Annotated in this window: 12 protein-coding genes; 1 reads left to right on the top strand and 11 read right to left on the bottom strand. The window is 45.7% G+C overall.

Going from position 1 to position 14,280, the window contains the following annotated elements; translation table 11 throughout:
- The 6 genes from mraY to D891_RS0101495 form a co-directional block, all read right to left on the bottom strand.
- Positions 1-1,092 carry a phospho-N-acetylmuramoyl-pentapeptide-transferase gene (gene mraY / locus D891_RS0101520; RefSeq protein WP_025209282.1) on the bottom strand — a complete coding sequence of 364 codons (1,092 nt, stop codon included), beginning with the start codon at positions 1,090-1,092 and terminating at the stop codon, positions 1-3.
- Positions 1,093-2,382 (bottom strand): UDP-N-acetylmuramoyl-tripeptide--D-alanyl-D-alanine ligase, encoded by a 1,290-nt coding sequence (locus D891_RS0101515; RefSeq protein ID WP_025209281.1) that lies wholly within the window; start codon positions 2,380-2,382, stop codon positions 1,093-1,095. It lies immediately after the preceding gene.
- Entirely contained in the window at positions 2,367-3,746 is a 1,380-nt protein-coding gene (locus D891_RS0101510; protein ID WP_156919048.1) for a UDP-N-acetylmuramoyl-L-alanyl-D-glutamate--2,6-diaminopimelate ligase, read from the bottom strand. Before D891_RS0101510 ends, D891_RS0101515 begins: the two co-directional genes overlap by 16 nt.
- 127 nt (positions 3,747-3,873) lie before the next feature.
- A complete protein-coding gene (locus D891_RS0101505; protein ID WP_025209279.1) occupies positions 3,874-5,568 on the bottom strand; it encodes an AMP-binding protein in 1,695 nt (564 codons plus the stop codon).
- A 9-nt stretch (positions 5,569-5,577) separates the two neighbouring features.
- Positions 5,578-7,257: an acyl-CoA synthetase gene (locus D891_RS0101500; RefSeq protein ID WP_025209278.1), complete on the bottom strand. Its 1,680-nt coding sequence runs from the start codon at positions 7,255-7,257 to the stop codon at positions 5,578-5,580.
- A gap of 119 nt (positions 7,258-7,376) precedes the next feature.
- Complete coding sequence (locus tag D891_RS0101495; RefSeq protein WP_025209277.1) at positions 7,377-8,729, bottom strand: pyridoxal phosphate-dependent aminotransferase; 1,353 nt, start codon at positions 8,727-8,729, stop codon at positions 7,377-7,379.
- A gap of 289 nt (positions 8,730-9,018) precedes the next feature.
- On the opposite strand from D891_RS0101495, the gene D891_RS0101485 reads away from it, so the two are divergent.
- Positions 9,019-10,251 (top strand): hypothetical protein, encoded by a 1,233-nt coding sequence (locus D891_RS0101485; RefSeq protein WP_025209276.1) that lies wholly within the window; start codon positions 9,019-9,021, stop codon positions 10,249-10,251.
- Positions 10,252-10,300: 49 nt separating this feature from the next.
- Here the strand turns inward: D891_RS0101485 and speE are convergent, their stop codons facing one another.
- From speE to D891_RS0101460, 5 genes are all read right to left on the bottom strand, one after another.
- Positions 10,301-11,161, bottom strand: coding sequence for a polyamine aminopropyltransferase (gene speE, locus D891_RS0101480; RefSeq protein WP_025209275.1), 861 nt, complete (start codon positions 11,159-11,161; stop codon positions 10,301-10,303).
- Between the two features lie 88 nt (positions 11,162-11,249).
- Positions 11,250-11,822 carry a 2-oxoacid:acceptor oxidoreductase family protein gene (locus D891_RS0101475; RefSeq protein WP_025209274.1) on the bottom strand — a complete coding sequence of 191 codons (573 nt, stop codon included), beginning with the start codon at positions 11,820-11,822 and terminating at the stop codon, positions 11,250-11,252.
- Positions 11,823-11,837: 15 nt separating this feature from the next.
- Positions 11,838-12,785: a thiamine pyrophosphate-dependent enzyme gene (locus D891_RS0101470; protein WP_025209273.1), complete on the bottom strand. Its 948-nt coding sequence runs from the start codon at positions 12,783-12,785 to the stop codon at positions 11,838-11,840.
- A complete protein-coding gene (locus tag D891_RS0101465) occupies positions 12,785-13,981 on the bottom strand; it encodes a 2-oxoacid:acceptor oxidoreductase subunit alpha (RefSeq protein WP_025209272.1) in 1,197 nt (398 codons plus the stop codon). Before D891_RS0101465 ends, D891_RS0101470 begins: the two co-directional genes overlap by 1 nt.
- A gap of 9 nt (positions 13,982-13,990) precedes the next feature.
- The gene (locus D891_RS0101460) at positions 13,991-14,263 is read right to left on the bottom strand and encodes a 4Fe-4S binding protein (protein WP_025209271.1); all 273 of its coding nucleotides are present in this window, start codon (positions 14,261-14,263) and stop codon (positions 13,991-13,993) included.
- Between the last annotated feature and the right edge of the window lie 17 nt (positions 14,264-14,280).

The raw sequence follows: 14,280 nt of genomic DNA, 5'->3' as shown, positions 1-14,280 counted from the left end.
TCACCTCAACTTAAGCGCCGTCAAGCTCAACAAGGCCAGCACCAACGATATTATCCAGAACCTGACGATAACCTTCGATTCAGGCCACCCCTTTAGCTCGAAGTGGTGATGGATCGGGGCCATGCGGAATATGCGCTCGCCGGTGGTCTTATAGCTTGCAACCTGTATAATCACCGATACGGTCTCCAAAACAAATATACCACCGGCTATGGCAAGGACAACCTCCTCCTTAATAGCCACAGCCACTATCCCCAAAAAACCGCCCAAAGCCAAGGAGCCCGTATCGCCCATAAACACCTCGGCCGGATAGCAGTTATACCACAAAAATCCCAACAGAGAACCGGACAGGGCGGCAAGCAACACGCTAATCTCGCCAGCACCCACAACATACGGAAGGTGCAGATAGCGGGAGAATATGGCATTACCCGTGGCATAGGCAAAAACCGTCAAGGAGAATATCGTGGTTAAAGAAGGACCGGTGGCCAACCCATCAAGGCCATCTGTCAGATTTACAGCGTTTGAGCTGCCCACTATAACAAAAACGGCTATAATCAGATAGAAATAGCCAAGATCAAAGACACCCTGTTTAATAAACGGCAAATAGAGACAACCTGCACAACCCGTCAATATGTTCTCAATCCTAAAGATCAACAAAGATACAACAACCCCCACAACTGTTTGTAAAAAGAACTTTGTCCTGGCCTTAAGTCCGTTGTTCTTGCCCCTCTTTATCTTCAGCAAATCATCCAAAAAGCCTATAAGCATAAACAGAAAACTCCCAAGCAACACTACCCATACAAGCGGTGAATCAAACCGTATCCACATCAGGGCCGATGCAAAGAAACCGCCCCATATGATAAGCCCGCCCACCGTGGGGGTGCCGCTTTTCTGTTTATGCGTCTGAGGCTCATACCCCTTAAAACTATCCTCAAATTGCATACTCTTAAGCTTAGGGATTAGAATCCTGCCCAACCACAAAGACAAACCAAGCGATGTAAGTGAAGCCATGATCATCCTGAATGTTATGTAATGAAAAACATTAAACGGGGAAAACAAACCAATTAACTTTTGATAGAAGATATAGTAAAGCATCTATTGACTCCCTCTTAGCTGTTCAAATATATCCTCAAGCCTCATGCCTCGTGAGGCCTTAAGCAAAATCACATCGTATTCAGAAAGCCTATCCCTTAGAAACTCAACGGCTTCGACCTTGGTTTTTAAGTAATGTTTCCTTCCCAAGAAGCCCTCAAAGATGAAAAAGGCATCCCTGCCAACAGCCAACAATTCCACACCCTTGTTGTTCAAATACCTTCCAACCTCCCTGTGGAATTCTTCAGACATATCCCCAAGCTCAAACATATCACCCAATATGGCCAACTTCCTTCCGCTTAATTTAGATAACTCATCAATCGCATGTTTCATGGAGTTTACATTGGCGTTATAGCAGTCAAGAATAAACAGCCTATCCTTAAGGACCTCACGCCTCATCCTGTATCCTACAGGCTCAAATGAAGCCAGTTTATTTTTAAAGCACTCCCCATCCTCAAAACCGCCAAAGACTTCAGCAGCGCTATAGGCGGCAAGAACCGTATAGGGGTTTAAGCCAAACGGCTTTTCAAAAATCGTATCTTTTACCTGTATCCTCTCATTACCTTTGGCCCTAAACGCACAATCGTGCAAGAAACAAAAACCGAATGAGTTATCCCTGTTTTCAAAGGCCTCTTTGAGCATTACATCATCGGCATTGTAAACCAGCTTAGCACCATCGCCTATGATCTTGGATTTCTCCTCAAAGATGACCTCTATGTTTTTGAAGTTTCCTATGTGCGTCGGTGCAACATTCAAAAACAGCACATTATCCGGCTTAAAGAAGGCCGCTATCCCCTCCATCTCACCCGGCCTGTTTATGCCCACCTCAACAACACAGAAATCCTCATCCTCAACCCTTAAAAGCGTCTTGCACACACCTATGGCGTTGTTTTCATTCTCAAAGCTTCTGCAAACCGAATACCTGCAGGATAGAAAATCCGCCACAAGCTCCTTGGTTGTTGTCTTACCCACAGAGCCAACAACGGCAATCGAAACCGCTTTTGATTTTTTTAGCTTAAACGCCGCAAGTCTCTTCAAGGCCTCAAGGGCATCATCGACAACCATGTGGGGGCAGTTTATTCTCTTCTCCACTATGGCAAATGTCTTTGCCTTTCTGACAGCATCGCAAGCAAAGTCAACCCCATCGAACCGCCCCCCCCTTATGCCGACAAAAGCCTCACCCCCTTTTATGGTGCGTGAATCGATGGAAAAGCCCCTTACGGTGCAGTTTTTATCTATCGAAACTTCCCTGGGTTTTAAAAGCTCAATCAGCTCGCCTATTCCAAATTCCAAAGCTTCTTCACCGTCTCTCTATCGTCAAAGTGGATTGTCTTATCCCTCAAAATCTGGTAATCCTCATGCCCCTTGCCCAGAATGGCCACTATATCGCCTTTTTCAGCCATATCCAGGGCCTTCTTTATGGCTTCAAACCTGTCAGGCTCAACTATAACCTTCTTCTTGTCCTTTATGCCCTTCAATATATCCTCAATTATGGCTATAGGCTCCTCGCTCCTTGGGTTGTCGCTTGTAATCACAACAACATCGCTTAACTCTTCTGCCACAGACCCCATCTTGGGCCTCTTTGTTTTATCCCTATCGCCACCTGCACCAAAGACCGTTATGATTCTGTTCTTCTTTATCTTATTCAGGGTCAACAAAACATTCCTCATTGCATCATCCGTATGGGCATAATCGACAACGGCATAGGCACCGTCTTTTTTGAAAAACTCAAGCCTGCCCGGTGCGCCCTTGCTTTTTGCTATACCCTCCTCAATCCTGTCAAAATCCACCCCGAAGAAGAAGGCAACACCAACAGAGGCCATTATGTTATAGAGGTTATAATCACCTATCAACGGCGATGTTATATTGAGAATTCTGCCTGCCGCATTGAGCTTGGCCTTTATGCCATCAAGCGAATACTCATAAACTATAGGCCTTATGAAAGCAAATTCAGAAAAACCATAGCTGATTGTGGCAGCATCTATAAGCGTTCTGCCATAATCATCATCGGCGTTTACAACCTTGGGCTTCAACCTTTCAAAGAAAGAAAGCTTTGTTTTTGCATAATTCTCAAAACTGCCGTAAAAATCCAGGTGATCTTGCGATATGTTGGTAAACACCTTCAAAGCAAAATCGACACCCTCGATCCTGTTAAAGCTCAAGGCATGAGAGGAAACCTCAACAAAGCAATACTCTGTATCGGCCAAAACCATCCTGTTTAGTATCCTGTGCAGATCCAACGACTCAGGCGTTGTGTTGTTTAGCTTAAACCTCTCCTCCTTCAGCGTCCATCCGGTTGTTCCTATAATCTCGCTATTCTCAAAGATGCTCCTTAGAAGGTATGTTGTGGTTGTCTTGCCGTTTGTGCCTGTAATACCCACAACCTTGAGTCTTTTGGACGGACGATTAAAGAACCTATCGGCTGCAAGCCCCATACATCTTCTTACATCATCAACCCTTATACACCGCTCATCACCAAAGGACTCCTCGCTTACAACCAATACCCTTTTGAATCTATCCAGAATGTCCGGCACAAACCTGTTTGCATTTACATTTGCACCCTTTATGGCAAAAAAGACAAAACCCTCACCAACCTGGCGGGAATCATAAACCATATCAATCGGCCTGAATGCCTCTATCCTATCCAAACACTCCATAGCTAAAACCCTAAAAATCTTATTGACCACAAAGGCCGCTTCTAAAATCCTACATTTTTAATCTTTTGTCAAGGCAATAAAAAAAGCCGGCCTAAGCCGGCTTGATAAGTCTTGCGTTTATTTTAGATTATGCCGTTTTTATCTTTGCTATATCCTCAAGGCCGAGCTCTTTTATGGAGATCTCCCTCATCTCCACCTTCCTGATCTTGCCCGTAACGGTCATGGGGAATGAGTCGGTAAACTTGATGTATCTTGGAATCTTGTAATGGGCTATCCTGCCCTTGCAATACTCCTTAATCTCCTCTTCTGTTGCCGTCTCACCCTCTTTAAGCCTGATCCAGGCGCAAACCTCCTCGCCGTATTTCCTGTCAGGCACACCGATAACCTGGACATCGGCGATCTTTGGATGGGTATAGAGAAACTCCTCTATCTCCCTCGGATAGATGTTCTGACCACCCCTGATGATCATATCCTTTATTCTGCCTGTAATCTTAAAATAGCCATCCTCATCCATTGTTGCCAGATCCCCCGTATGCAGCCATCCATCCTCATCTATCGCCTCTTTTGTTGCCTCAGGGTTGTTGTAATAATACTTCATGACATTATAACCCCTGGCGCACAGCTCACCCTGCTCGCCAACCGGCAATATCCTGCCGGTTTCTGGGTCTATTATCTTAACCTCTATAAACGGTAGCGGTCTTCCAACCGTCTCCGTCCTATGCTCAAGCGTATCATCGGCCAATGTCTGGGTTATAACGGGACTTGCCTCGGTCTGGCCGTATGCTATCTCGACCTGCTCCATATGCATCTCTTTGTTTACCCTCTTCATAACCTCAACAGGGCAAGGCGAACCGGCCATGATGCCTGTTCTTAGGCTGGTTAGGTCAAACTCCTTAAAGCGTGGATGCTCAAGCTCGGCAATAAACATCGTTGGAACCCCGTGCAGTGCGGTGCACTTCTCCTTCTCAACGGCCTCAAGTGTGGCCTCGGCGTTGAAATACTCACTCGGCAGAACTATCGTTGCACCGTGGGTAACGCATGTCAAATTGCTCATAACCATACCAAAGCAGTGATAGAACGGCACGGGCACGCACAGCCTATCCTTATCGGTAAACTTCATCGCCTCTCCGACAAAGAAGCCGTTGTTGATTATGTTGAAGTGGCTCAATGTGGCAGCCTTAGGAAATCCGGTCGTGCCTGAGGTGTATTGGATGTTTATGGCATCATCAAAATCGAGTATCCTCTGCCTATCCCTAAGCTCGCTATCGTCCACCTTCGATGCCATCGCAAGAACATCCTTCCACTTAAACATGCCTGTATGTTTGGTATCGCTTATGCATATAACATTCCTAAGATGGGGCAGCTTGTTTGAATGGATCTGTCCGGGTATGGCACCCCTTGCAAACGGGGCAACCTCATAAAACATGTGTATATAATCAGAGGTTTTGAAGTTCTCTATTAATATCAGCGTATTAACCTCGGACTGCTTAAGCGCATACTCAAGCTCGTTTGTCCTGTATGCTGGGTTTATCGTAACCAAAACGGCGCCTATCTTGGCCGTGGCAAACTGCGTTAACACCCACTCCACATTATTTGTTGACCATATGGCCACCTTATCGCCCTTTTTGATGCCCAAGGCTAAAAGCCCCTTTGCAAGCCTGTCAACCTCCTGCTTAAACTCCCTGTATGTCATCCTTACGCCTTGATGGAGGCTAACGATACAGTCGTTGTTTGCATACTTTTCTGCATTCTCATCCAGCATATCGCCTATGGTCTTGGCGATGAATTTGGTCGTTGAACCCTCAAACGCATAACTTAACATGGCACCCTCCTAAACAAACGAACCGTTTGTGCCTTTTTTGCCCAATTTCTTCTCTATCTCCATTCTCCTCAAAACCGCCCTCTTGATCTTACCGCTTATGGTCTTGGGCAATTCCTTAACAAACTCTATCTCCCTCGGGTATTTGTAAGGTGCTGTCTTGCTCTTGACAAAATCCTGAATATCCTTGATTAGCTCCTCTGAGGGTTCATAACCCTTTGCAAGTATGATAAACGCCTTAACAATCGTACCCCTTATGGGATCCGGGCTTCCAACAACGGCGCTTTCTGCTACAGCCGGATGCTCCTGAAGGGCGCTTTCAACCTCAAACGGTCCAATCCTGTATCCCGAAGACTTAATAACATCGTCGGCCCTTCCATAGAACCAGAAATAACCATCCGCATCCATATAGGCCCTATCGCCCGTGTAATAGAAATCACCCCTGAAGGCCTCAGCCGTTGCGGCCTCGTCCTTGTAATACTCCTTAGCTATGCCTATCGGGTGGTTGGGTTTTATCTTAACGGCTATATGGCCGGGCTCACCAACAGGCATATCGTTTCCATCATCATCAACAATCCTCACATCATAACCCGGCACGGGCTTACCCATAGAACCATACTTTATCGGCATGCACGGATAATTGGCCACAATCAAAACGGTCTCCGTCTGACCATAACCATCGTAAATCAATGTGCCTGTTGCATTCTTCCACGCCTTTATCACCTCAGGGTTTATAGGCTCACCGGCGGATGTGCAATGTCTCAAGGATGAAAAGTCATACTGGCTCAAATCCTCCTGAATCAACATCCTGTAAACCGTCGGCGGAGCACAGAAGGATGTTATGCCCTGGGTGGTTAAAAGCTTCAGCGTTATCTTTGGGTCAAAGTGAGCACCCGCATTATGCATAAAGACAGCAGCGCCTATCTGCCACTGTCCGTATAGCTTGCCCCAGACGGCCTTTCCCCACCCTGTATCGGAAATCGTCCAGTGCAGGTCGGTGGGTTTTAGGTCGTGCCAGTATTTGGCCGTAACGATGTGGGCTAAGGCGTATGCCTGATCATGCATCACCATCTTGGGATACTTCGTTGTGCCGCTTGTGAAGTATATCAAAAGCGGATCGGTAGCCTTTGTCGGCTCAACATCGTCCCTTGAGAGTTTATCCGAGGCCATATCCATCTGATTCTCAAACGATAGCCACCCCTCAAGGTCTCCATCTATAATCATTTTGACCTTCAGGCTTGGGCAGTCGCCGTTTGAGCAGGCCTCTTCAACCTTCGAGGCATTGGAGGCGCTGGCTATAGCCATAACGGCCTCACCCTTCCTGATCCTGTATCTTATATCCTCAGCCATCAATATGTTTGGTGCAGGCAGGGCCACAGCACCCACCTTATTAAGCCCCAGCATAACCGCATACCACTCAACGATGCGGGGAACCATAACAAACACATTATCGCCCTTTTTGATGCCCAGCTTAAGCAGAACATTGGCAAACTTGTTGGACATCACCGATATATCCCAAAAGGTGTATTTCTTTATGTTCTTACCCGGGGTATCCGCCCATACAAGGGCCAGCTTTGTCCTGTCTTCGGCCCACTTATCCACAACATCAAACGCAAAGTTGTAATACTCGGGCACCTCAAGCTTAAAGTTCTTAACCTCTTCATCGTAATTCACCATGTTATGCCTTGTCATAATAAAGACCTCCCGTTTCTTTTAGGGGGAATACTTACCAGAAATATAAAAAAAAGTCAATATAGTTTACAAATTAACTTTATTTTTCCTCAACTATTTTTAATGTATATATTACAAAATTACCTTCTTCTTTTGGCCAGATACCCCTTCAACAATTCGGCAAAAAGCTCAGGCACAATCATCATCTTCTCCTCAGGCTCAACACAGGCTATCCTAACCTGCGTATGGCCCGGGTTTCTGCCCTCTATAACATTGTAAAAACCCCACATGGGGCTAACAAGCAGGGTGTATCGCTTACCGTCTATCTCAACCTCGCCCTCTTTTGCGCAATACATCACAAAATCCTCTGCCTCGAAATCCTCATCGACCATATCCCTAAGATCCACAACCATATAGATAGAGGCCTCAGGCTTTGACACAATGGCATCGGGCAGGCGCTTCTTTAGCTCTTCATACATATACTCAAGCAGCTTTTTATAGTAATCCCTCAACGAGGCAATCCATCCTTTTATATCCTCATAGCTCTCCTCATACAGACCCTCAACTATGTGCTGATCGATTATCGAGGGGCATAGATAGGTGGTATTGGCCGCAACAGCCCTATCCCTGAAAGACTCATTGTCGGTAACCAGGGCACCCATCCTCAAGCCACATGAGTTAAATGTCTTAGACAAACTCTCTATGCTTATCCTTATGCCTGCACTCTCAATCCCCGGCACATCCCTATCCGTCACCCGCCACACACTCGGCGGCTCATCGTCTGTATAGTAAAGCCCCCTGTATGCCTCATCGCTTATGATAAACATATCGTTCTCAAGGCAAATCCTGACATACTCGTTTATCGTCTTCTGCCTCATCAGTTGTCCCGAGGGGTTATCATACGGGATGATCAACAAAGCACCCGGCTTATACCTCCTGACAGCCTCCTCTATCTTCTCAACGGCGACATGGTTGAAGTTGCCGCTTCTGTCTAAGGCCCTTTCAACCGCAACAATCCTTCTGCCAAGCTCATCGGCCACCGCCTTGTAATTGGTGTATGTGGGATTCATAACAAGCAACGGCCTATCATCAGCACCGGCATCACCACACAAACCCAAGATAGCCGTCCTCATAGCCCCCGAGCCGCCATCCTGAATTATGGAATAGAGCCTGGGATTTACCCCCTCAGGCAGAAACGCCTTTATTATCTTTATAAAAACCTCATTGGCCTTCTGGGTTCCGGGTGTCTCACCGTATCTCCATATACCGTTGATCAACTCCTCATCTGTTGGATTCAAAAACCTCTGAAGCAATTTGGGGTGGGTTTTTAAAGAAACGCTGCCGATGGCAACATTAACGGCCTCTATAGGCTTTTTACCCTCTGCTATATCCCTCTTTAGCCTCTTTTCGAATACAGTCTGGGCAAGCCTTAAACCGGATGGCTTTACGCTGTTAAAAAAATTTGAGAATTTCTTGTCAGGATTCCCCAACATTATATATTACCTCCCCCTCATTTGTATAAGTGGGTGAATTTTATACATCATATAAATCCTGTCAAGACCAAAAAATCGAACTAATATGCCAGCTAAAAAATTAAATAAAATTAAAATTTTCTATTGACTTGCCGAGAAAAATATATAGAATAGGGAATGTGAATTTCTTAACTAAGGGGGTGGGAGTTAAAGAAAAAGTGAGAAAGGGGCTTGACAAACAAGAGGGTTGGGCTTATTATGTGGAAGCGATGCAGAAAATTTTGAAAAACTTTGTTAGGAGGTTTTAAACATGAAGAAAAGGTTGATTTCTTTGGTAGCAGCAGCAGCATTGGTAGGTGGTATAGCTACTGTATCTGCTCCTGTATCCGCACAGGCTGGCACAGTTGCCGTAAAGGGTGATACCCAGGTTCAGTTGTATGGAGCACTTAAATTCACAGCAGATTGGGCAAGCAGGACAAACGGTTTGACCGCAAACACGGCTTTCAAAAGCAGAAATAACAATGTAAGTGATAGGGCTCAGAATAAGCTGAACTTCCAAGGCTTCACAATGAATGGTGCAGGAACAAAGTTTGGCTTCAACTTCTCCAACAAGGATGCAAACCTATCTGGTAAATTGGAGATAGGAACAGGAACAGCTGGTGTAAACCTAAGACATGCTTATATTAAACACACATTTGACAACGGCCTCTATGTGTTAGTAGGTCAGACCGACAACACATTTGAAGCTAACTACACCTCTTTCAATATGCTACCTAACGGAATAGCGGGTCTCAACGGAGCAGCCCCAAGGTCTCCTCAGGTTGCTGTGGGTGGTAAATTCGACATAGCCGATACAGCAAGCCTTGATTTTAAGTTCGCCTTCATGAACTCTAACTATGCAACTTATGGAGCTGGTTTATCCCAAAATAGAAGAACATTCCCAACAATCGGTTTGAATGTGGGTGTAAACTTCGAGACCGGTTTTGGTGCACCAGCAAGGGTTTACGGTGGTGTTGTAACAGAGAATGATAAGATTCTAAATATAAACCCTGCAACATGGACAGAAACATCGAAAACAGGTGTGGGTTATACTTTTGGCATAGTTCTGCCCGTATCTATGGTAACCGTTCAGAGTGAGTATGCCCATGCAAAGGGCATGAACGCATTAGCTGGAGTCGCAACAACAGGAGCTTTATCAACTCCACCCTCTTACTGGTGGAACGGAACAACTAACAGCATAGAGACAACAAAATATACAGCTTGGAACTTGGAAGCTAAAATTACACCTATGGCTTGTGTTTCTGTGGCTGCAGGATATGGCCATCTAAAATTTAAAAATGGTGGATTCGCTGCAAATCAAATAAAGAAAAATTCGACTGTTTTCGTTAATGCATCTATAAAGACAACAAAATACACAACATTGATGCTTGAGTATGACCACATTAAGACAAAGGCATACGATCCAGCTGCAACAGCTGCCAACCCGATAACGACAAGTTATAGCGGCAACTCCTACTTCATGGCTTACACCTACAGCTTCTAATCAAGCAAAATCACAAAACCACAGCGGGGCAACTGCCCCGCTTTTTTTATTACCCTTTCAAAATTTCCTTCACATAATTGGGCAAAACGAATGCAGCCCTGTGGATTTCGGGGTTGTAATACTTCAAATCCAAACCCAATCCTTCAAACCTATCGCTATCAAACCTATCCCTTGGATGCTCACCCGACTTCCAGCCGATGGCAAAAACCCAGGTGCCTGAGGGGTATGTGGGAATGGCGGCCTGGTATATGGCAACATTGTCCACACCAAACGCCTTTCTCATGTTGTTTACCGAGCGCATCATCCATCGCTTATCGTAATAGGCGTTTTCGGCCTGAGCCACAACAATGCCACCCTCCCTTAAAATGTTTCTGACATTGGTGTAAAATTCAACATTGAACAGACCCTCAGCAGGTCCGAACGGATCGGTTGAATCCACTATAACCACATCGTAAAGTTCACTCTTGTTTTTAACAAACTCAATACCATCGCCAATAATCAGATTAACCCTGTCATTGTCAAAGCCAGAGCCAACAAATGGTGTATATTTCTTGCTATTTTCAACCACCACCTCGTCTATTTCAACATTGGTAATACTGTTTAGATATGTGTGTTTTGACACCTCCCTTGCCGTTCCACCATCACCACCGCCGATTATCAAAACATCTTTAGGCTCATGGGCGGCAAACAATGGCAGATGCGCTATCATCTCATGGTAAACAAACTCATCCCTCTCTGTGAACATAATCAAACCGTCAAGCAGCATCACCCTGCCAAAATCGTATGTCTCTAAAATATCAAGCCTCTGAAGCGGACTCTGCTGGGTGTTTAGAACCCTTTTCACCTTGAATGTAAAACCGCAGGTTCCCGTGTATTTCTCTGTAAACCACAACTCAGGAAAATAAGCCATACCTCAATCCTCCTTTTTAGACAAAAAAATAGGGGTTGCAGCCTTTTTAAGCCACAACCCCTTTTAGGTTAAATCCCAAAAACAGGATTTACTTCTTTGTTGGCCCCTCAGCCTTGAACTTCCTGCCCACCTCTAAGCCCATATCAAAGGCCTTCATGTTCATATCAAGGAATGCTGCAGGCACCTCTTCCTTAACCGTATCTCTGACTGCATCGATGGGCAAAACCTCTGTAAGACCCAGACAGATTCCAACGGCCAATATGTTCATCGTAACAACATTGCCTATCTCGTATTTGGCCGTCCTAACAAGCGGATACTCATAAACCTTGTATTTTTTGGCATCCTCATCCGGAACAACAACTAAACCGGAGTCAACCAAAACATAGGCACCCTCTTTCAAATCACCCTTGTATGCATCATAGGCCTTCTGATGGGTTGACAAGAAGAAGTCAACATTGGTTGACTCAGGGAATGTTATCGGCTCATCGGAAATAATAATGTCGGCCTTTGCTGCACCACCCCTAACCTGGGATGTATATGTAGGCACCTGCGTAGCATAGTATTTGGTTCTAAAAACGGCTGCATGGGCAAGAATGGTTCCTGCTGTGAGGGAACCCTGTCCACCTACTCCTCCAAATCTCAATTCATAATGAAATGCCATTTTCTTACCTCTTCCTTAAAGTTTTTTCCATTCTTTTAATGGTGTTTCAACATCGTATGGATACAGACCCTTCAACTCTTCCCTGGTTATTTTGTCTTTATCGGCATCGGTCAGTGTGCCCTTTGCGTATTTTGCCCAGTACTCATCGCTTGCCTGAGCCTTCTCAACAAGCTGCCTGTAAGACTCTGTAAGCTCCGGCTTGCTCTCATCCTTGTGCAATACGCCCGTTACGAATTTACCCTTAAGCTCCTCCTCGCTCATCTTCTTGGCCTTAGCTGAGCTTACAAGGAAGCTCTTCATATAATCCATCAACTTGGCAGGATCGCCCAATTTATTCCTTCTTCCGAAGTTAATAGGACATGGGCTGAAGACCTCTATAAGACTGAAGCCCTTATATGCAAGACCCTCTTTAATGAGCTTTGTAAGCCTTACAGGATCGCCTGCAAAGCCCCTTGCAACATAGCCTGCACCGGCGCCGATTGCCATCTTGCAGACATCGATTGTAGGCTCAAATGTTCCCCTTGGCGCCGTGGATGCCTTTGCTCCTGGGGGTGTTGTACAGGAGTGCTGGCCACCCGTCATTCCGTAAATCCAGTTGTTAATCAAAACAACCGTGATGTCCACATTTCTCCTGCATGCATGAAGCAGGTGGTTTCCACCGATGTGAACTATATCACCATCACCACCGAAAACAAACACATGCTTATCCGGATGGGACATCTTAACGCCGACTGCAACGGCTACAGCCCTTCCGTGAATGGTGTGAAGCGTATGGAAATCGACATATCCGGTAACCCTTGCTGCACATCCGATACCGGACACCATAGCACAGTCGTCCTTGCTCCAACCCAACTCATCAATGGCCTCTAAGTAGCACTTCAAAACGATACCATCGCCGCAACCTGGACACCAGTAAAGCGGCATCTTTTCCATTCTTAGATATTTTGTGTAATCAACAGCCATTATTCGCCTCCTCCAAACCTTCTAATCTCCTCATCGGTCATGACAATCTCGACCTTCTTCTCTGGATTCTTGATCTTCTCAAGAATCTGAGAAGGCCTAATCAGGGTTCCTGTGGCCTGATTGATGCCATAGATCGGTGCAGTATCGCCGACGATTCTTTGAACCTCAAGTATATACTGACCCAAATTCATCTCTGCCACGATAATATTCTTAACCTTGCTTGCAATATCCTTTATCTGCTGTTGTGGTGATGGCCAGATCGTCAAAGGCCTGAACATTCCAACCTTTATACCCTCTTTCCTTGCCTCATCAATGGCAACCCTTGCAGACTCAGCAGTGGAGCCAAATGCTATGATGCAGGTTTCAGCATCGTCCATCTTGTAATACTCATACTTCAATATCTCATCAAGGTGGTTGTTTATCTTGTTATGCATCCTGTTCAAAAGCCACTGAACATACTTAGGCACAACGGTCGGGAAGCCTGTTTTATCGTGGATCAAGCTGGACATGTGGTATCTATAGCTCTTGCCGTCCTTTGTCCACCATGGGGCAAGAGGCGGAATCTCGTAATTGTAATCGTAAGGATAATACTCATCCGGCTCAACCTCTGGAGCCTGCCTGTCGATGATCTCGACCTCTTCTGGATCGGGTATGTAAACCTTGGTGTGCAAGTGAGACAGAGAACCATCCGTTAAGATATAAACGGGCTGTCTGAACTTCTCTGCCAGATTGAATGCCCTGATCGTCTCAAAAACGGCCTCTTGAGCGTTACACGGAGCAACGGCTATTACGGGGTGATCACCGTGCGTTCCCCACCTTGACTGCATTATATCGCCCTGAGAAGGCCTTGTTGGAAGACCAGTTGAAGGACCGCCCCTCATAACATCGACAACCACAAGCGGAACCTCAAACATACAGGCCATACCGAAGGCTTCCTGCTTCAAAGACAAACCAGGACCGCTTGTACATGTCATAGCCTTAACGCCGCTTGCAGCTGCTCCTACACAGGCGTTAATAGAAGCTATCTCATCCTCCATCATTATGAAGGGCACGCCCCTTTCGGGCATTATCTTTGAAAGCCTTTCTGGAACCTCGCTGGAGGGTGTTATCGGATAACCCGCATAGAAACCCAATCCAGCAACAACAGCCGCCTCAGCTATGGCAGCGTTAGCATCCATAAATCCAATTCTTCCCATTGATTCCTCCTACTTACTTTTTGTAACCGTATTTCCCTTACTATCTGTAAACTCAAGCTCCACGCCAATGTCGGCAACAGTGATGGCAAAGTCTGGACAGATATCCTCGCACATCTTACACCTGATGCAATCCTCAGGCCTTGCAACCTTTGCAATGGTTCCCATCCAGACATGGAGATCTTCAACCATCTCCAAAACATTCTTTGGACAAACATTAACACACAAACCGCAACCCTTGCACAACTTTTCATTAATCTCAACCGGCATGCGTTTTTCAGCCATACAACCTCTCCTTCTTT

This window comes from Hippea sp. KM1 (genome assembly GCF_000526195.1).
Taxonomy (GTDB): Bacteria; Campylobacterota_A; Desulfurellia; order Desulfurellales; family Hippeaceae; genus Hippea.
Note: the sequence above shows the minus strand (reverse complement) of the source record. Positions and strands in the feature narration are given on the sequence as shown.